The organism is Sulfurospirillum diekertiae, assembly GCF_002309535.1.
Classification (GTDB): Bacteria; Campylobacterota; Campylobacteria; order Campylobacterales; family Sulfurospirillaceae; genus Sulfurospirillum; species Sulfurospirillum diekertiae.
In genome coordinates this window covers 1,779,547-1,799,686 of record NZ_CP023275.1, presented here as the reverse complement: position 1 = coordinate 1,799,686, position 20,140 = coordinate 1,779,547, and the positions used below count along the sequence as shown (strand labels likewise).

General features: G+C 38.9%; 19 protein-coding genes. 16 read left to right on the top strand and 3 right to left on the bottom strand.

What is annotated here, in order from left to right; all coding sequences use genetic code 11:
• The first annotated feature begins 18 nt into the window (after window positions 1-18).
• The 5 genes from SJPD1_RS09265 to SJPD1_RS09245 are packed head-to-tail and all read left to right on the top strand — an operon-like array spanning window position 19 to window position 2,736.
• Window positions 19-810 carry an alpha/beta fold hydrolase gene (locus SJPD1_RS09265; RefSeq protein WP_096046907.1) on the top strand — a complete coding sequence of 264 codons (792 nt, stop codon included), beginning with the start codon at window positions 19-21 and terminating at the stop codon, window positions 808-810.
• Window positions 811-821: 11 nt separating this feature from the next.
• Window positions 822-1,520, top strand: a complete 699-nt coding sequence (locus SJPD1_RS09260; protein ID WP_096046906.1) for an SIR2 family NAD-dependent protein deacylase — start codon at window positions 822-824, stop codon at window positions 1,518-1,520.
• 29 nt (window positions 1,521-1,549) lie between these two features.
• Entirely contained in the window at window positions 1,550-2,035 is a 486-nt protein-coding gene (locus SJPD1_RS09255; protein ID WP_096046905.1) for a hypothetical protein, read from the top strand.
• 46 nt (window positions 2,036-2,081) lie between these two features.
• A complete protein-coding gene (locus SJPD1_RS09250) occupies window positions 2,082-2,369 on the top strand; it encodes a nucleotidyltransferase family protein (protein ID WP_096046904.1) in 288 nt (95 codons plus the stop codon).
• Entirely contained in the window at window positions 2,362-2,736 is a 375-nt protein-coding gene (locus tag SJPD1_RS09245) for a HepT-like ribonuclease domain-containing protein (protein WP_096046903.1), read from the top strand. The genes SJPD1_RS09250 and SJPD1_RS09245 overlap by 8 nt, the downstream gene beginning before the upstream one ends.
• A gap of 134 nt (window positions 2,737-2,870) precedes the next feature.
• Here SJPD1_RS09245 and SJPD1_RS09235 read toward each other — a convergent pair whose 3' ends face one another.
• Window positions 2,871-4,475 (bottom strand): methyl-accepting chemotaxis protein, encoded by a 1,605-nt coding sequence (locus SJPD1_RS09235; RefSeq protein WP_096046901.1) that lies wholly within the window; start codon window positions 4,473-4,475, stop codon window positions 2,871-2,873.
• Window positions 4,476-4,657: 182 nt separating this feature from the next.
• Here SJPD1_RS09235 and SJPD1_RS09230 point away from each other — a divergent pair, with 182 nt between their 5' ends.
• The gene (locus SJPD1_RS09230) at window positions 4,658-5,095 is read left to right on the top strand and encodes a nucleoside deaminase (protein WP_096046900.1); all 438 of its coding nucleotides are present in this window, start codon (window positions 4,658-4,660) and stop codon (window positions 5,093-5,095) included.
• A gap of 59 nt (window positions 5,096-5,154) precedes the next feature.
• Here the strand turns inward: SJPD1_RS09230 and SJPD1_RS09225 are convergent, their stop codons facing one another.
• The gene (locus SJPD1_RS09225; RefSeq protein WP_096046899.1) at window positions 5,155-5,823 is read right to left on the bottom strand and encodes a response regulator transcription factor; all 669 of its coding nucleotides are present in this window, start codon (window positions 5,821-5,823) and stop codon (window positions 5,155-5,157) included.
• Window positions 5,820-7,718 carry an FIST N-terminal domain-containing protein gene (locus SJPD1_RS09220; protein ID WP_096046898.1) on the bottom strand — a complete coding sequence of 633 codons (1,899 nt, stop codon included), beginning with the start codon at window positions 7,716-7,718 and terminating at the stop codon, window positions 5,820-5,822. Before SJPD1_RS09220 ends, SJPD1_RS09225 begins: the two co-directional genes overlap by 4 nt.
• Window positions 7,719-8,191: 473 nt before the next feature.
• On the opposite strand from SJPD1_RS09220, the gene SJPD1_RS09215 reads away from it, so the two are divergent.
• From SJPD1_RS09215 to SJPD1_RS09170, 10 genes are all read left to right on the top strand, one after another.
• Complete coding sequence (locus SJPD1_RS09215; RefSeq protein WP_096046897.1) at window positions 8,192-10,915, top strand: molybdopterin-dependent aldehyde oxidoreductase; 2,724 nt, start codon at window positions 8,192-8,194, stop codon at window positions 10,913-10,915.
• A gap of 94 nt (window positions 10,916-11,009) precedes the next feature.
• On the top strand, window positions 11,010-13,373 hold the full coding sequence (locus SJPD1_RS09210) for a pyridine nucleotide-disulfide oxidoreductase/dicluster-binding protein (protein WP_096046896.1): 2,364 nt from the start codon (window positions 11,010-11,012) through the stop codon (window positions 13,371-13,373).
• Between the two features lies 1 nt (window position 13,374).
• Window positions 13,375-13,581, top strand: coding sequence for a DVU_1557 family redox protein (locus SJPD1_RS09205; RefSeq protein WP_096046895.1), 207 nt, complete (start codon window positions 13,375-13,377; stop codon window positions 13,579-13,581).
• Window positions 13,582-13,609: 28 nt separating this feature from the next.
• Window positions 13,610-14,314 carry a DVU_1556 family methyltransferase gene (trsM, locus tag SJPD1_RS09200; protein ID WP_096047828.1) on the top strand — a complete coding sequence of 235 codons (705 nt, stop codon included), beginning with the start codon at window positions 13,610-13,612 and terminating at the stop codon, window positions 14,312-14,314.
• Window positions 14,307-14,753 (top strand): DVU_1555 family C-GCAxxG-C-C protein, encoded by a 447-nt coding sequence (locus SJPD1_RS09195; RefSeq protein WP_096046894.1) that lies wholly within the window; start codon window positions 14,307-14,309, stop codon window positions 14,751-14,753. The genes trsM and SJPD1_RS09195 overlap by 8 nt, the downstream gene beginning before the upstream one ends.
• 5 nt (window positions 14,754-14,758) lie before the next feature.
• Window positions 14,759-16,102 (top strand): radical SAM (seleno)protein TrsS, encoded by a 1,344-nt coding sequence (gene trsS / locus SJPD1_RS09190; protein ID WP_210394351.1) that lies wholly within the window; start codon window positions 14,759-14,761, stop codon window positions 16,100-16,102.
• Window positions 16,099-17,397 carry a DVU_1553 family AMP-dependent CoA ligase gene (locus tag SJPD1_RS09185; RefSeq protein ID WP_096046893.1) on the top strand — a complete coding sequence of 433 codons (1,299 nt, stop codon included), beginning with the start codon at window positions 16,099-16,101 and terminating at the stop codon, window positions 17,395-17,397. Before trsS ends, SJPD1_RS09185 begins: the two co-directional genes overlap by 4 nt.
• Before the next feature lie 3 nt (window positions 17,398-17,400).
• Window positions 17,401-18,435, top strand: coding sequence for an XdhC family aldehyde oxidoreductase maturation factor (locus tag SJPD1_RS09180; RefSeq protein ID WP_096046892.1), 1,035 nt, complete (start codon window positions 17,401-17,403; stop codon window positions 18,433-18,435).
• Between the two features lie 4 nt (window positions 18,436-18,439).
• On the top strand, window positions 18,440-19,546 hold the full coding sequence (locus SJPD1_RS09175) for a DVU_1551 family NTP transferase (RefSeq protein ID WP_096046891.1): 1,107 nt from the start codon (window positions 18,440-18,442) through the stop codon (window positions 19,544-19,546).
• On the top strand, window positions 19,539-20,132 hold the full coding sequence (locus SJPD1_RS09170) for a histidine phosphatase family protein (RefSeq protein ID WP_096046890.1): 594 nt from the start codon (window positions 19,539-19,541) through the stop codon (window positions 20,130-20,132). The genes SJPD1_RS09175 and SJPD1_RS09170 overlap by 8 nt, the downstream gene beginning before the upstream one ends.
• The last annotated feature ends 8 nt before the right edge of the window (window positions 20,133-20,140 follow it).

The window sequence follows — 20,140 nt, the reverse complement described above, 5'->3', positions numbered from 1 at the left end:
TTATACAAAGGATAGATAATGAAAAAAACAGTTGGCGGGTTATCGGTTTTATTGGAAGGCAATCAAAAAAATAGAGCAATCATTTTTTTACACGGTTTTCCGTATGACCACACGATGTGGCACGCCCAAATAGCGGCTCTTAGTGAAACCTACTACTGTGTGGCGTACGACATACGTGGGCTTGGCGATTCATCTGTTGGCGATGGGCAGTTTACGATGGAGTCATTTGTGGATGACCTTGAGTTGATGATTGGCGACCTAAAAGATGAAAAACCGCCTATTTTATGCGCGTTTTCGATGGGTGGCTACATCGCCTTACGTGCTTTAGAGCGCATGAAAAATAAATTTTCAGCACTTATTTTATGTGACACAGCGGCACATGCTGACAACAATGACACCAAACTAAGACGTTCCGATGCCATTAAACGCATTAACGCAAAAGGGTTAACATCATTTTCGAAACATTTTATTGCTCAGTGTTACAGCGATGCCTACAAAAAAGAGCATAAAGAGCTCGTCGATAAGCGCATCACCAAGTCTATGAAATTTAACTCCATTGGTGTGAAAGGGTGCATCTTTGCGATGCTGACACGCAATGACATGACTGAGTTTCTTCCTTCCATAAAAATTCCAACACTGCTTTTGTGCGGCGAGCATGACACGTTGACGCCTTCTTCAGGGATGCAAACGATGGCAAAGCAGATAGAAGGTTCAGAGTTTGTACTCATCAAAAACGCGGCGCACATGAGCATTGTGGAAAACCCAGAAGAGAGTAATGAAGCAATCAAGGCATTTTTAGCAAAACTGTAAAGAGGTAAACCATGGCACGGGTTGTTATTTTTTCAGGAGCAGGCATCAGTGCGGAAAGTGGACTTTCCACCTTTCGTGACACAGGCGGACTGTGGGAAAAGTACCGCGTCGAAGAGATTTGTCAAGCAGGCTGTCTGAGTTGGAATCGCGAAAACACCCTCACATTTTATGACGCAAGGCGCGAACAACTCGCCTCTGTCACTCCCAATGCCGCACACTATGCCATCGCCAAACTTCAAGAAAAATACCCCAATGACATCGCCATTATCACCCAAAACGTCGACGACCTTTTCGAGCGAGCAGGGTGTAAGGACGTTTTGCACTTGCACGGTTTTTTGCCCAGACTCCGTTGTGAAAAGTGTGGCACAACCCATCTCATCGGCTACGCCAAACAAGAGCGAGACGTTACATGTAAAAGCTGTGGCGGCTTTCTACGCCCCGACATCGTCTTCTTCGGCGAAGCCACCCCAATGTACGAACACCTCTATGAAGCGATGGAAGAGTGCCAGTTTTTGGTCATCATCGGCTCAAGTGGAAACGTCGTTGCGATGGACCATTTCGCTTTACATGTAAAGGTTTCCATTCTCAATAATTTAGAAAAAAGTGATGCGATTAACGAGCGAGTTTATACGAAAGTGCTTTATAAAAAAGCGACTGAGGCGGTGGATGAGATTGTGGCGGATGTGGAGCGGTTTTTGCAGAAAAGTTAAATATGATTATTTGAAGATAGGAAAATATCATGTATCCACAATTACTTAAAAAAAGTTATTTTCAAAATGATATATATGAAGATATCTTAACAGTGATTAAATCATTAGAAAGTCAAGACTATTTTGATGAATTGATTGGAAAATCACAACCTGAACAAAAAGAAATGGTTAAAAAATTTCAAAAAGATTTATTTTTAATTTTGACAGAAAGGATCGTAGATGTTAGGTGGGAGCTTGAATATCAACCAAAGTCTGCTAGAAGAGATGCAATAGATATTTATGGAAAAGCTGAAGGCTTCATAATTATTATTGAATTAGATAAACATAGAGCTGACCAAGTAGCCAAAAAGTTTATTTCAAGAAGTGCATTATTTGCTAATGAAAAAACTTTCTATATATCTCTTTGTTATCCAGGAACAGAAAAGATGTCAAAACCAGAAACAATAAAATATTTTGAATATTGTCAAATTTTATCAGAAAAGATAGGTCATCATTATGCAGGTTTTATTATTTAAAGAATGTAACTCTATGTTATAATCACATCAAACCAAAGGAGGATGTATGACAAAACAACACATACTTGATTATCTTTCCATACACAAATCCGAATTTCAAATGAAGTATGGAGTTGAGGAAATTGGTTTGTTTGGTTCTTATGCTCGTGATGAAGCCAAGGACGATAGCGATATCGATATTTTTGTGAACATGCAAGCAAAATTTGACAACGTCATGGGTTTAAAATATGACCTTGAAACGTCTTTACAGAAAAAAGTTGACCTTATGACCAAGCATAAATACATGAAACCTTTTTTGCTTCAGATGATTACGAAAGATGTTATTTATGTCTGATCGAACCTTGATGGTATTATCAACGCTTGAAGACATCGATATGTCTATTGATATGGTTATTGAGCGATTTAAAGCCATTAAAACGGTAGATGATTTCCTTTCCAGTAGCGAGAATATCGAAAAATTAGACAGTATCGCGATGCGTTTATTGGCGATTGGTGAAGGTTTAAAAAACATCGACAAGTTAACAGATGGACAACTGCTACTACGTTATCCAAGCATTGAGTGGAAAAATATCAAAGGACTTAGGGATGTTTTATCGCATCATTATTTCGATATTAACGCTGAAATATTGTTTGATGTATGCTCTACCAAACTGTGTGAGTTATCAAGCGTTGTCAAACAAATAATGAAAGATTTACGCTAAAGAAACCTTTCACTTCTTCGATCACTAAAACTTTTACATGTAAAACATTCAAAAAGTGTAAAATTTCACTTGCAGGGTCGAGGAAACTTTTTACATGTAATAAAAAAGTCTCCTCTTTTTGTATTTTTAGGCGCTTATATTTTATAAATCGCAATCTCTTCTTTGAGTTTGACGCTCATGCCGTACAAGGTATGAGCGGAAGTGGATATGGCTTCGGCACTTTGGGTATTTTCGGTGGACAAACCGCCGACAACGTTGATTTGGTTCATGATTTTCTCCGTTGTGTGTACATTATCTTGTGTGTCGTCGTAGAGTTTTTGGATAAGATTGATTGTATCTGCAAGGGTTTGGGTGGTGGTATCGGTGTGGTCATTGACCGTCAGCGATGAGCTCACAAGGTTTTGGATGCGCTCGATGTTATGGTTCATTTTTTCCGAAATATCGTTGACGGATTGAACAATGATATTGATGGTCGCGTTGGTATCGACCAAGCTTTGTTGTGTTCGCTCCGCCAACTTTCGCACTTCATCGGCAACAACGGCAAATCCGCGTCCGTGTTCACCTGCGCGTGCGGCTTCGATGGCGGCGTTCAGCGCTAGCAAATTCGTCTGGTCGGCAATTTCGGCAATAATCGTAATAATTGCTTTAACTTGGCTTGCTTCTTGTGAGAGGGTTTGAAGATGGGTGTTGATGTCTGATTCGATGTGCGATGTTACATTGAGTTGTTCGATGGTGTAGGAGAGCGATTTTTTGACTTCGCACATATTTTCTTTCGTGATGATTGCTTTTTCCAACACGTTTTGCGCTTCATGCGATGAATTTTCCATTCCCTCTTTCATGCGATGCGAATGCGTCGTAATGTCTGCAATAACGTTTGATTCTTGATCGACGGAGTGTTGAATCGCTGAGGTGGTGGTCGAAAAGGTTTCCGAAACACTGAGGTTATTGTGCAGTAAAACATTGATGGTGTGGAAAGACTGGCGCAGCATAGCTATGAGTTCATTGAGTTGAACGCTCATACGTGCCAATTCATCTTTTCCTTGGATGGTAAGATTTTGCGTAAAATCTTTATGGCGGGTGATGTGCTCAATACTGCGTCCTAGATTTTGAATAGAAGAGACAATTTTGGTTGCAATGATGTAGAACACGCTCATCGTCAAAAGAATGCTCAACGCGACAATGATGGAAATCGTCACCGAACTTTGCTGCATGATGGCTAGATTTCTAGTTTGGATGTGTTGCAAAAGCGTGTCTTGTTCTTTTTGAATGCTATCTTTTAGCGCATTAGATCGCTTCGTTAAAGCGGTCAGTTTGCGATTGTCTTCGCTTTCTTGAAACGCTTTGGTTTTCATCTGGTCTTTGTTTTGGATGACGATTTCAGAGATAGCGTAACGAATGGCGTTCCACTCTTTATAGGCTTGTGATAAGCTTACGAGCTTTTGTGAGAGGCTCTCTTCATCAAAAACCTTGGACAGTTCTTCCAGTTTTGTAACGATGGCATCGGAATCTTTTTTAAAATCATTCAAAAACTTTTGCTCTAAAAAAAGCCTAAATCCGCGCAAATCGGCAGATGTTTCGCTGGCAAGCGTTTGAATTTCACCCACTTTGAGCAATCGCATGGTGATGGCTTGTGCTTGGCGATTGTTCGCATATGAGATATATCCTATCGAGGCATAGGTTATAAAACATAAAATGGATAAAAAGGCTAGTTTTCTTTTGATGGTACTTAAATCAATCACGTGTATCCTTTTTTATTGTTGGTATCATTTAAAAGATTTTATCAAGCAAAAAGGAGAAAGTGGAGAGAAAGCCGTTTGTGTTTAAAATATCCCAACATCAACGTTTCAACGTTTCGCTTTTGTATCATAAAATAGAGTGAGCTATAATGCAAAGCAATCTCAGCTCACAAAAGGGGGAAAGGATGGATACGTTTTTAGAAGCAGCCATAGAAGAAGCCCAAAAAAGTTTAGACGAGGGTGGCATTCCGATTGGTGCCGTGCTTGTGATAGACGGTAAAATCGTAGGGCGTGGTCACAACCGAAGGGTTCAAAAAGGAAGTGCCATCTTGCATGCGGAGATGGACTGTTTGGAAAATGCAGGACGTTTGAGTGCTCGTGATTATCAAAGAGCCACGCTTTATTCGACGTTATCACCTTGCGATATGTGCAGTGGTGCCATTTTACTGTATGGAATTCCAAAAGTCGTTATTGGTGAAAACCAAACCTTTTGTGGACCAGAGGAGTACGTGAAATCCAGAGGTGTTGAAGTAAAAGTCGTCAATCACCCACAATGTCGTGAATTGATGGAAGCTTTTATCTACAATAACCCAAAACTTTGGAATGAAGATATTGGGGTGTAAGAAGAAGTAACTTTTATAATCGATAAAATCTTTACATGTAAAACCCTTTGGTGTATGCTTTACGCCGAAGGAACTTTGATCATGTAGCCGATGCCTCTAATATTGACGATAAAATCTTCTTTCAAATTATTTTTTAAACGGTTGATTTCTGTTCGTATAGTGGCATCATCGACATCCATATCAAAATCATTCCATACGTTTTCTCTAAACATATCAAAGCCACAGACAAATCCTCGATTGCGGGTGAGAAATTCGATGATTTGAAGTTGTCGTTTGGATAAAACCTGTGGTTCTTCGTGAAAATAAAGTGTCATCGTGTCACAATCAAAACTGTAAGAAGGAGAGAGCCTTTTGTGATGCATATCTTTTTTAGCGGTTTTGGAAATTCTGTCTATTCTGAGGTTGAGCTCTTTTAAATGAAAAGGTTTTTTCAAATAATCATAGCATCCCAGTTCAAACGCTCGTGATATATCTTCAATGTCAATGAGGGTAGAGATAAAAATGACGGGCATTATTTTTTTATGCGCGTGCAGTGTCTCTAAGATTGTTAATCCATCAACATTGGGTACATTGATATCAAAAACAAGCAAGTCAAATTTTTCATTTTCTAAAATTTGAAGACAGATATTGCCATCTCTGACGGAAGTGATGACATGACCAATGGTTGTGAGGTACTTTGTGATAGATTCATTTAAGAGAATATCATCTTCTAAGAGTAAAATTTTCATGGTTTTAGCACTTTAAATTGGTATGAAAAGGATGTTATATTTTCGCTTGAATGCAGTGTTATTTTCACATTTTCTTCCTTACAGATTCTTCTAACGAGATTGAGCCCCAATCCAAAGCCTTCTTGGGATTGTTCTTCCCGGTAGTATTCTTCAAAAATTTTCTCGGGTTCTTGAATTTTGCGCGAGTGCGATGCAATGAAAAAATGACAATTATCATGCTCTTGATGCAATGAAACAATAATCTGTTCATTTTCAAAGGTATACTTAATAGCATTGGTGAGGTTGTTATCGATGATACGCTGTAATTTTGTCTCATTAAAAAAGATATATATCTCACTTAAATTGGATTCAAAGAGAAACATTGATTTTGCTTTGTCGGCAACTTGCGCAAAAAAATCAATGCGACTGCGGACATAATCGACTAAATCAATCCTTTGTTTCATATAGTGAATATGGTCTTTTTTAACCAAATAACTCAAATCATCATACATTGAAAAAATACTTTTAGCGGCAACTTCGATATTTTCCAAATAAACACTTTTCCCAAATTCCATCTCATGCAGTTCAATATTGCCCATGATCACACTAAGTGGAGAGTTCATCTCGTGGACGGTATAACGCAGAAATTGTCTATGAGACGCCAAAAGATTTTCAGAATAATTCATCTGCTCCTCTAAGCGTTTGGACTGCTCTTCGTAATCACGCGCACTTTGTTCAATTAAATGGGTCAATGATTCAATCGTTTTAAACGTTCTAAAATAAGAAGTATCTTTCTTATTCATATCTGTGTTTGTATGTGGGGCAGAAAGAGGGCTTTTTTCTGATTCACTTAAAGCAACAACGGTCAGTGTTTGGTTAAGAAGTTTATTGTGACCATCATGATGATAAAATTCTGAGTAGGTGTAAAATCCTGAAGTTGTTGCCGTTCGTGCAAACGACCCAATCCCTAATTTGATGAGAAATGGCATAAATCTTCGTCGTGCCATACAGGAGAAGATAAAAAAGGTTTCTGTGTTGATCGATTGTAAATTTTCTAAGGATTCTATAGGGTCTTTCATTAAAGATTCAGCATCGCCAAAACCAATCCTGACTTGATCTCCTTCATTGAGATTTCCACTGTAACTCAGGCTTCCATCTTCATGCTTCGCTATGACAGCTCTTACCATCGTAACGCTATTTTTTTCAAGAATAAGGGGAAATTCTGTTTGTGAAAAATTACCACCGAGGTATTTGTCATAAAAATCAGTCGCTTTCATATCATCGATCATGTAAACTCTGTTATTTTGAACCTTGGTAAGCGTATGTGTTAGTCCTATGGGTTTCCAATCAAATTTATAGTTTGTTGCGACTTGAAGAATATCGGAATTTAGAGAGACTCCCACTACGCCTTCACTGATGAGCGTATGTTGAGATGAAATATAGGTTTGTTCAAATTTCCCATTATCTCCTGCCATACCTCCACAAACAGGAACCGTTGAATCGAAGGTCTCTACACCTTTTAAAAACTCTTCGGCATTCATATGGGTACCATCAGAAAAAAGAATCAGTAATTTTGTATTGGGTGTTATCAAATCCGATGCTAATTTCATACCGCATTGAAATGAATCATCATCTTGTGCATAGGCTGTCTTGATAAAGGTATGCTCAAAAATACTAATAGAGATAATGGTTCGGAATGTTGTGATAGACTCGCCGTATATTTCTCCATCCGTGGTCGTTCCTATACAAATGGCGTTTGGAAGATGGCTGAGGATAACATCACTGGTATACTTTAATACTTCTTTACCGTGACCACAAAATAGTTGCACTAAAACATTCTTTTCATTGACAAAGAGTGAAAAATCTATAATACTTGGCAGAGAGCCTATTTCATAACAAAAATTATAGGTTTTCATAAAACGTCTTCCTTCCCCATTTTGACCTTAAATAAAGATACCCAATAGTAGCTTTTAAAAAGTTGCTTTAAGATATGAAGTTGCAAAAACAAGGCTTTACATGTAAGAATATTACTTATTTACTCATAAATTTCTCTTTGTAATTAGGCATATTTGCAATCAAACCTGTTGCTATATTCATGCTAGATTACTAGTATATAATCTTCAGTGTAAGTAAAGACAACAAAAAATACGTAGGTTATGGGAGGCCAAAAAAATATTCTATAAAACATGACTAATACAGTGTATGTACGTGCTTCATAGTGAATTTAAATTGGTGAGTTTTTTGATGGTTCATCGTGGATAATATGCAAAATATACATATTATAGGCCTTTAAAATGAGATTTTCAAAAAGCTTATAGATATCAATATGCTTTTTTCGCATATTGTTGCATTTAGAAATAAAGTAACACTAATTTATAAGGGGTAAAACATGTTAAAGAAAATGTTAATTATCAACGGCGTTAAAACGACCTTGGTCGCGGATGTAGAAGATAAATTATCCGATGTGCTTAGAAAACAACTAGGTCTTACGGGTACAAAAGTAGGCTGTAACAGTGGTGAATGTGGTACATGTACCGTTATTCTTAATGGAAAGCTTGTTAGATCATGTATTACGAAGATGAAAAAGATTGAAGATAATGATGAAATTATTACCATTGAAGGTGTCGGTACGAAAGACAAGCTTCACCCTCTTCAAATTGCTTGGATGGTCTATGGTGCGGCACAATGTGGTTATTGTACACCAGGTTTCATCGTCTCTGCTAAAGTTCTCCTAGAGCAAAATAACAACCCAACACGTGAAGAAGTCAGAGACTGGTTCCAAAAAAACAAAAACCTCTGCCGTTGTACAGGATACAAACCTCTCGTTGATGCGGTTATGGATGCAGCAAAAATCATAAGAGGCGAATTGGCAATCAAAGATTTCTGGAAAAAAATACCAGAAGGTGCGTCATTGGTTGGCTCAACGTATATTCGTCCTTCAGCTATGGCAAAAGTTACTGGAACATGGGACTTTGGAGCAGATCTAGGCTTAAAACTTCCAGTGAATACACTTCATGCAAAAATTGTGCAAGCTGAAGTTTCTCATGCGAATATTATCTCAATTGATACCGAAGAAGCTAAAAAAGTCCCTGGTGTTGTTGCTGTTTTAACGTATAAAGATGTTAAAGGAACGAACAGAATTAATGGTTTGGCTTTCCCTACGAATAAAGGTGATGGCTTAGATAGACCAATTTTAAATGATACAAAAATATTCCAATACGGTGATGCAATCGCTATTGTCCTCGCTGAAAATGAAAAAGCGGCTCACGAAGGCGTTGATAAAGTTAAAGTAGAACTTGAAGTATTGCCAGCGTATATGAATGCTCCTGATGCTATGGCAAGTGATGCTATTGAGATTCATCCAGGCACTCCAAATGTTTACTTTACGAACCATATTAGTAAAGGGGCTGAAACTGCGCCTATTATGAAAGAAGCTGCTTATGTTGTTGAAGACAGTTTCTATACACAACGCCAACCTCACTTACCGCTTGAGCCAGATGTTGGTTTTGCATATGTGGATGATGATGGTAAACTTATTATTCATTCAAAAAGTATCGCACTTCACTTCCATGCACTCATGATTGCTGAGGGTGTGGGTATGAAAGCAGAAGATGTCTATATCGTCCAAAACAATACAGGGGCTACTTTTGGTTATAAATTTAGTCCAACGATGGAAGGATTATTAGGCGTCGCAACAATGGCAACAGGAAGACCTGTTTACCTTGAGTTCAATATGAAACAACAAATTACCTACACTGGTAAGCGTTCTCCATTCTGGACAACCATGAAATTGGCTGCCAACAAAGAAGGCAAACTCTTAGCGTTGGAATCTGATTGGAGCGTTGATCATGGTCCTTACTCAGAATTTGGTGACTTGTTAACACAACGTGGTTTCCAATTTGGTTGTGCAGGATATATGATCCCTAATATTCGTGGTAATGGACGCACTGTTTGTACCAACCATGGTTGGGGTTCAGCATTCCGTGGGTATGGCTCTCCTGAGATTATGTTCCCATCCGAAGTGCTCATTGATGAATTGGCTGAAAAAATTGGTATGGATCCGTTTGAACTCCGCTATAAAAATATTTATAGACCAGGGGATACTACGCCAACCAGTTGTGAGCCTGATGTCTATTGTTTAGAAGAACTGTTTGATAAAAGTCGTCCTATTTACGAATTAGCGAAAAAGACAGCGGCTGCCAAGAATGCAAATGCAGCACCTGGTAAAAAATACGGCGTAGGTGTTTCTACTAACATCTATGGTTGTGGCTTAGATGGTCCAGACTCTTCTGAAGCATGGGCTGAGATTACTGCAAAAGGTGTTACTGTAGGTAATTCATGGGAAGATCATGGTCAAGGTGCCGATGTTGCTACCTTAACTTTTGCGCATGAAACATTAAAACCTTTGAATCTTAAACCAACCCAAATTGATTTAGTCTTGAACGATATGACTAAAACACCAAACAGTGGACCAGCTGGCGGAAGTCGTTCGAATGTTATGACGGGTAATGCTACGGTTGTTGCATGTAGAAACTTACTTGAAGCCTTGAAAAAAGCAGATGGTACATACAGAACCTATGAAGAGATGATCGCGGAAGGTCGTGAGGTTAAATATATGGGTAAATGGACAGCACCATGTACAGATACACCTCCAACAGATGGTCAAGGAAATCCATTTGCCGCATATATGTATGGTGTTTGTATCGCAGAAGTTGAGGTCGATACCAAAACGGGTAAAACCAATGTTGAGAAAATGACATTGGCATCTGATGTTGGTACGATCATCAATAAATTGGTTGTCGATGGACAAATGTATGGTGGTTTGGTTCAAGGTATTGGTTTAGCTCTTACCGAAGACTTCGATGATCTTAAAAAACATACAACCTTAACAGGATGTGGTATTCCAAAAATCAAAGATGTCCCAGATAATCTTGATCTCATCTATACCGAATATCAAAGACCAAACGGCTTACTAGGTTCTGCAGGTGCAGGTGAAATGCCTCTTGCAGCTCCACATGCGGCAATTATTAATGCTATTTACAATGCGTGTGGTGCAAGAATTACGCACTTACCAGCTCGTCCAGAAAAAGTGTTGGAAGCTTTAGCTAATTAGTTTTTTTAGAAAAAGCTTATTAGAAGATGTGTGAGATACTCTTTGTATCTCACACATTCATTTGCCTTTAACGCGATACTATGAGGATATAAGAATGGATTTAGATAAATTATTGGAAATTAGCAATCAATGTATTCATTCAGAACCCCCCGTATGCGTTGCATCGTGTCCGGTTCATATGGATGTGATTGCATTTGTGTCTGAAATTGAAAAAGGTAATTTTGCTGGAGCTTACACAATCATGGATGCTAAAATCCCTTTTAGTCGATTGATTGGAAAAATATGTGACCATCCTTGTGAAACAACGTGTGTCAGAAAAGACGTTGGAGGAAGCATACGCATCAGTGAACTTGAAAAAACTGTCATTGATTTAGGGTATATAAAGCCTAAAAAAACGTTTCTCTTACCCAAGACAAAAGGAAATGTTGCCATCATTGGTGGAGGGTTGAGTGGGTGTATTGCCGCGATTGAGCTGGATAAAAAAGGGTACAAAGTCAGCATTTATGAAAAATCCAACCGATTAGGTGGATGCCTTTGGGATTATGAAGGTAAAGGTTTAGAAACCGCCATCATAGAAGAAGAACTTTTAGTGATAAAACAAAAAGGTATCACTGTTTACTATGATACAGAAGTATTAGAAGAAAATCTCCAAAGTTATATTGAAAAGTACGATGCAGTTTACTTGGGAACAGGGTGTTGGAACAAAGCATACGCGATCCATCCTGATACGTTTCAAGTAGGCGAACAGTCCTTGTTTATAGGCGGGGAAATTCAAACTCATATCCGTTCTGTTATTGGTTTTGTAAGTTCTGGTAAACGTGCAGCTATCTCAATAGATCGATATATTTCAAAAACCTCTATGACCGCCTCTCGTGAGCGTGAAGGAATTTTTGAAACAAAATTAAAGTATAAGATTGATACCGTAAAACCTAGCGCTACGGTGGTTAAAATATCCTCTCTTTATTCTGAAGATGAAGCTAAAAAAGAAGCAAGCAGATGTCTAAAATGCCAATGTGATGCCTGTATTAAGGCGTGTGCTCATATGCAACGTTTTAACATCACCCCCGATAGATACATTCGAAGTATCAACCATAATGAACGGATTGTTTTAGGAAACAGAACGGCCAATACGATGATTAATTCCTGTACAGAGTGTGGTTTATGCAAAGAGGTTTGTCCTATAGGGATTGGTATGGCAGATATCATCCATGCCACGAGACTGAGCATGGTCGAACGGGGGAAAATGCCACTTTCAGCGCATGATTTTGCTCTTAAAGATATGCAATTTAGTCAAAGTGATTCATTCTCAATGGTTCGAAAACAGCCCAGTAAAGAACAATCCAAAGATCTCTTTTACTATCCTGTCATTGCCTTTTCCGGCTATGCGAGAGGCTTGTACAAAGGCTCTGGAAAAACGGGTTATCTCTTTTATCCAGGATGTCAACTGAGCGCAACGCATACAGACTATATCGGTGAGATTTATAAACATGTCGTCGGTATTATCAAAGCCAAAGATGCGGATAACGATGTTGGTCTCTATTTGGGATGTTGTGGCGCACCCGCTGATTGGGCAGGAAGGCTTGATCTTATGCCCGAAAGTGTGGAAAAAATACACAAGGTTTGGACAGAAATGGGTGAACCTACGTTTATCTTAGCCTGTTCGAGTTGTGCTTCTACCTTTGAAAAATACTTACCGATGATTAAGACGATCTCTTTATGGGAAGTGTTAGATAAATATGGTTTGCCTACGACGGATATTAAAAAAGGTAGGCGTGTTTTGAGCATTCATGATGCGTGTGCTAGCAGACATAATACAGCAGTCCATGATAGTATACGAAGCATCGTGAAAACGTTAGGCTATACCATTGAAGAGCTTGAATATTCTAAAGAGAAAGCCAAATGTTGTGGTTATGGTGGATTGGTATCAAATGCGAATCCTGAGCAAGCCGATGATTTTGTGACGGATCGTGTGAGCGAGAGTGAACAAGATATTTTGGTGTATTGCGCGATGTGTAAAGACGCCATTGTCAAGGGAAATAAAAGGGCATATCACATTTTAGATCTTATTTATGGCATTGAAAAAGACGAAGATACTCCTCAAAAAATGCCAACACTCTCAGCGCGACAAAACAATCGAAAACGACTCAAACATCAACTGCTTAAAGAGATATGGAATGAAGAGGAGAGTGCCATGAACACAACGTATGATTTTACGCTTCATATTTCAGATGAAATCACCGCAATGATGGAGAAGCGATTTATCTTGCTGAGTGATATTGAAAAAGTGATCGATAATTCTCTTACACACAAAGAGCGGTTCTTTAACCCTGAAACATCAGATTTTCTCGCACGTTTCCGTGTTCAAAATGTGACGTATTGGGTGAAGTACGAAGAAAATGGCAGTGACATCACGATTAAAGATGTTTACAGTCATAGAATGGAAGTGGTGGAGTCCTAAGATGGAAAATAAAATCGATACACAAATACCATGGATGTGCGATAAATGCCAGAAAGCATTGATTTCACAAAAGGTCAAAGTGCGCTATCTTGAGGGAAATTTTGAAGTGGAACTTTTAAAGTGTCCTACCTGCAATATGGTTTTTATTAGCGAAGATTTGGCATTAGGTAAGATACTTGAAGTTGAAAAAAGCTTAGAGGACAAGTAACGTGATAAATGTCTATGAAAGCAGCTCTATGCAAGAAGCTACAGGAGAAACCTTACGTCCTGGAGGGTTTAAACTGACCGATAAAGCCGTCAGCTTTTGCACTTTGAATAAGCAGATGAGAGTGCTTGATTTAGGCTGTGGTATGGGAGCAACGGCTTCGTATCTTTACCAAAATCATGGGATTAAAGTCATTGGCATTGATCCTTCTGAAAAGTTACTTACCATCGCAAAAGCAAAAAATCCTTTTGCGACCTTTGTATTAGGATCGGGTGATGCTCTCCCTTTTGAGCAGGAGAGTTTTGAGTGTGTTTTGGCAGAATGTACTTTGTCCCTGATGCATGATTTACATGTAACCTTACGCGAGGTGTATAGAATTTTAAGCAATGAGGGTTGGTTTGTCATCAACGATGTTTATGCCAAAAATTCTGAAACGCTAAGGGAAATGGACAATTTTTCTATTACTTCGTGTATGCGTGGAATGCACGATCTGCCTTCATTAAAAGAGGCGTTGGAAACAATAGGATTTGAGATTATGCTTTTAGAAGATTGTTCACAACTGCTTAAAGAGCTTATGGTCAAGATCATCTTCTCTCACGGATCTATGGGCTCTTTTTGGAGTAAAACCATTGAAGGCGAAGTTGCTCAAACGTGTTGCCATTTTGAACAAAATATTAAACAATGTAAGCCAGGTTATTTTATCTTAATCGCAAAAAAAGGAAAAAACAATGGATGAATTATCACTACGTTTGTTTAAATTCTCATCAGCGGGATTTTGCTGTGCACAGATTATGTATAAACTCGCTCTTGAAGATGAAGGGACACAGAACGATGATCTAATTCGAGCTGCTCAAGGATTATGCCGAGGCATCGCCGATACGCAACAAACATGTGGCGTTTTGAGTGGCGGAATTGGTGTTTTAGGTCTTTATGCTGCCAAAGCCAAAGAAGAAGAGAGTGCTAAAGAAGATTTTACACAGATGGTTACTGAATTTCATGAGTGGTTTAATGTGGAATTTGGTGCTACAAAATGTGTTAATCTGATAGGTGTTACTGATTTTCATGGAATTGATCAGAGTTATAAGCTGACCTGTGCCGAGATGATCAAAAAGGCATATGTCAAAGTCTATGAAATTTTGTTAGAACACGGTTATGAATATGGGAATAGAAGGTAGATAAGATGACAATGACCTCTTCAATGCACATTGAAAGTTTATGCCCAATCTGTTTGCGTAAGCTTGATGCTTACATGTACGATGAGGGTACTACCACTTACATACATAAAGTATGCTCAGAACATGGAGCGTTTAAAACCGTTGTATGGCGAGGCAATATGCACTTGCGCGAGTGGATTCGCACTAAGGAGAGGGCTTACATCAAAAGTCCGATCACACAGGTAGATCAAGGGTGTCCTTATGATTGTGGATTGTGTAGTTCACACAGACAACATACGTGTACGGCACTTATTGAAGTGACAACGCGTTGTAATCTTAGTTGTCGTTTTTGTTTTGCGGATGCCCTTGATTCCAAGAGTAAAGATCCATCGTTAAAACAGTTACGTTCTCAGTTTGAGACTATTTTAAAGGCTTCAGGAAAATGCAATATTCAACTTTCCGGTGGTGAACCAACGGTAAGAGATGATTTAGCAGATATTGTTCGTCTAGGCGTTGAACTAGGTTTTCCTTTCATTCAAGTCAATACCAATGGTATTCGTATGGCAAATGATGAAGCCTATGTAAAAGCTTTAAAAGAAGCAGGACTCAATTCTATTTTCCTGCAATTTGATGGAATTGATGATGCAATTTATGAAAAACTGCGTGGAAAGGCTCTGTTTGATGTTAAATGCCAAGCGATTGAGAATTGCCGAAAATTCGGCATTGGTGTTGTGCTGGTTCCTACCATCGTACCTAACATTAATGTGGATAGCATTGGTGAGATTATACGTTTTGGCATAAGCAGGTCTCCTGCCGTTAGAGGTGTGCATTTTCAGCCCGTAAGCTATTTTGGACGTATTCCTGAAACACCTAAAGATGCAGATAGAATCACCTTGCCTGAAGTCATGGAACATATTTGCGAACAAACCGATCAGATGGTCAGTATGCAGAGTATGCAACCCCCAGGATGCGAAAATGCGCTCTGTTCTTTTAATGGCAATTATTTGATAGAAGAGGATGTTTTAAAACCTGTGACGAAGAGGTCATGTTGTTCAGGTGAAAGCGAAAAAGCAGAAGTGGGCGCGACCAAAGCCAAAGCTTTTGTGGCACGAAATTGGTCGTATCAAAAACAATACGCTCAAGAAGAGAAACTCTCTGATTGGGACAAAATTCTCAGTGCCATTGCCAACAACGCTTTTAGCATTTCAGGAATGGCATTTCAAGATGCGTGGAATGTGAATTTAGAGCGTATTAGAGATTGTTGTATTCATGTATCGACCACAGATGGTAGGCTTATCCCTTTTTGTATGTATAACATCACCAATAGAGATGGAGAGTCTCTTTATCGAGGCGCAAAGAGGATACGATGACGGTCACACCCTTAGAGCAATGGATATTGGAGCGTACACACATCGCACACAAAAGCCAAGAAGCCTTGCGTGCGTATCAGCTTGGTGAATTGATTAAAACATTGGCTTATGCAAAAGAGAAAAGCCGATTTTATCAAGCAATGTTGAAAGATATTGACCTAAACGCTCTCTCATCGTTCAAAGATTTTGAGCGCATTGCATTTACAACCCCTGATGATATTAAACGCAATGCGTATGATTTTGCTTGTGTCCCGAGTAATGAGGTTGAACGTATTGTGACTTTAAATACTTCGGGTACGACAGGAGATGAAAAGCGCATCTTTTTTACGCAGAAAGATTTGGAGTTGACCATTGATTTTTTTCAGCATGGGATGCGCTGTTTGGTTGATGAAAGCGACACAGTGTTGGTACTGCTTCCTGGTTCTGCTTATGGAAGTATTGGGGATTTACTCAAAAAAGCATTGGCACTTTCAAAGATTGAGTGTATCGTTCAAGGTGTATTGAGTGATGTTGAAAAAACGGCTTTGTGTATTGAAGAAAATAACATTACCTGTATTGTGGGTATACCGATGCAGGTGTTGTACTTTAAAAAAGCCAAACCTGAAGTATTTGCAAACCATATAAAAAAAGTTCTTTTAAGTACAGATTATGTGCCCGATGTCCTCATTGAGGCGCTTAGCGATAACGGGCAGTGTCAAGTTTTTAACCATTACGGTATGACTGAGATGGGATATGGTGGAGGAGTTGAGTGCGAATGCCTTAAGGGTTATCATTTAAGAGAAAACGATCTCTATTTTGAAATCATAGATCCAGTTACGGGGTTGCCTGTGGAAGATGGCGTATACGGTGAAGTTGTTTTTACAACCCTTCATCGTCAAGCAATGCCTCTTATTCGTTACAAAACAGGCGACATGGCACGCTTTTCTACGAAGCCATGCGGTTGTGGGACATTTTTGCGAACCATGGAGAAAGTGCTTGGTCGCATTGAAAATAAAATAGAGATTAATGGGCATACTATTCATTTAAGGGAGTTCGATGAAATTCTTTTACACTTTCCTCGTATTTTAGATTATAAGCTTACGGTATGTGAGAAAAACTGTTTACATGTAAAGCTTATTCTTGCAAATAAAGAGCGTTGTGTAGCGTTAAAAGAAGAGGTAATTCGTCGTATTCGAGACTCTTTCCCGTTTGAATTTAATTTTAGACTTCATGTAGAAGAAGACGATCACTCACCCAAAATGACCAACAGCATGATCAAAAGAAAGATAGACAACAACATAAGAAACAAAGGATGATGGATGAAAACCATAATTGAACATATTGTGGATAGTTTAAATGAAGAACACGAAGTTGTAACCGCAACGATATTGCAAAAAAGTGGTTCAGCTCCCAGAGAAGCGGGGGCTAAGATGCTGATTCGTAAAAATGTATCGATTGAAGGAACGATCGGTGGAGGCACACTAGAAGCCATGGCAATACAATTAGCACCAAATGTCTTTAAAACAAAGCAGTGTTCTGTTGAAGATATTGAATTAACCGATGATGATGCACGTGCTGCTGGTATGGTATGTGGCGGTGAAGTCAGCGTTCTTTTAGAGTACATAGACGCACTCGATATTTCACAACTCAATATCTATCATAAAGCAAAAGAGCTCAAAGTCTCTGATACGGATTTTGTGATGATTACAAAGATTTCACAGTCCAAAAGACACCTTTCCGGTAAGAATAAATGGATATGTACTGAAACGGATCTATATGGTGAGGAAGATAAAGAGGTACAGAGCATTGTAAAAGAGCTTCGAGAAAATTTTAACCATATCAAGTTTCATCTCTATGTTGGAAACAATAGGTATATGATTGAGCCTTTTTATACGACAGATAAGCTTTATATCGTTGGAGCAGGGCATATTTCGCAACAAATTGCAGCCCTTACCAAAACACTTGGTTTTTACACGGCTATTTTAGATGACAGGGAAGCGTTTGCCAACAAAGAGCGTTTTCCTACTGCGGATGAAGTGCATGTTGTTCCTTCAACCTATGAGGGGTTACTTCAAGATGTACATATTGCTAAAAACAGTTATATTGTTATTGTTACCAGAGGTGTCGATAAAGTGGTACTCGAACAAGCGCTTCAAGCAAAGGCAAAATATATCGGTATGATTGGAAGCAAAACGAAAAAAAATTATGTTTACTCTCAACTTCTACAAGAGGGTTTCGCGCAAAAAGATTTGGATGATGTCTGTTGTCCTGTTGGTGTTTCTATCAATGCTCAAACGCCTGAGGAAATCGCCATTAGCATCGTTGCAGAACTTATAAAAGTTAGAAGAAGCTAACATTATGGGAAAGAGCAACATCGCTGTTCTTATTATTGCCGCCGGGTATTCTTCTAGAATGCACGATTTTAAACCCCTTTTGCCTTTTGGGCAAATAACGGCTGTGGAGAGATTGATTCAGACCTATCAAACTCATGGGATAGAGCATATATATGTTGTCACGGGGCATAGGCAGGATGATATTATTGAGGCACTTCAAGGGTATAAGGTTCACATCGTTTATAATGAGAATTATGCAAAAGGTATGTTTAGCTCTATTCAAAAAGGACTGAGTGCCATAGATGAAACAGTGGATGCGTTTTATATGCAGCCAGTGGATATTCCACTCATTAAAGTGAAAACCCTTGATAGCATATACGAGGCATATACCCATGAACATAAGGGCGTTCTTTATCCTACTTTTCTTGGGAAAAAAGGTCATCCTCCGCTCATTGATATGAAATATAAAGAGCAAATTTTAGCAAGCGATGGTGCGGGTGGGCTTAAAAAAGTATTGGAAGCGTTTAAATCCGATGCTTTACATGTAAACGTGTCTGACCAATCGGTTTTAATGGATATGGATACACTGGATGATTATATTAATCTTGTTGTCTATGAAGTGATGAATACTCCCACTAAAGAGGAGTGTTTAGCAATCATGTTACAAAATGAGGTACCTGAGCCTATCATTAAGCATTGTGAAGCGGTAGAGAGCATCGCTAGCAAAGTGTATGAGAGCATCGCTTCTTTTGGACTCAATATTAATAAACAAACTCTAAGTGCCGCAGCATTGTTGCATGATATTGCGCGTCAAGAGAAAAATCATGCTCTTGTTGGTGCACAAAAGCTGCGTGCGATGGGGTATGAAGCCATCGGTAATATCATTGAAACGCACATGGATATGGATGTTAATGTCCATACTCCTTTAAATGCCAACGAGTTACTTTTCTTAGCCGATAAATTAGTGAGTGAAGATGAGGTATGTGGTTTTGAAAAACGCTTTGAAAAGGCGCTTAAAAAATGTGAAGGTAATGATGACGCACTACGCAACATCACAAGACGCTTAGATGCCACAAAAGCGATTATTTCAAAAATAGAAAATCTAACGGACAAAGTTTTTAACGATGGTTGAAAAGGTCTATTTGCTTCGACATGGGCACATTGATAATGGGAGTGCAAAAAGGTATCTTGGTCGAACGGATGTTCCCCTTGATACGCAAGGAAAAGAGCAAGCTCACAGCTTGCATGATTATTTTAAAACGATTCCTATTGATATGATTTTTACGAGTCCACTCAAGCGCTGTGTGCAAACGGCACGTGTTCTTTGTGTTGATAAACCTATAACGTATCACATGGTAGAGGCATTTGCCGAGATTGATATGGGCGATTGGGAAAATGTGGAAATGTCATATATCGCGTCACACAATCCAGAACTGTATGCGCAAAGAGGCAAGGATTTAGAATACTTTACGCCACCCAATGGTGAGAGTTTTCATGATATGGCAAAACGTGTCAGAGATGCTTTTGATGCCATTACACACCATGCAACGGGTACTATTCTCATCATTGCCCATGCCGGTGTCAATCGTATGATTCTGTCATCTATTTTAAGTATAGAAATTAAGGATATGTTTACAATAGAACAACCGTATGCCTGTGTGAATGAATTGACATGGGATCAACAAAGAACGCAGTGGAATTATCAAAGAGTTTTATAAAAAGAGCT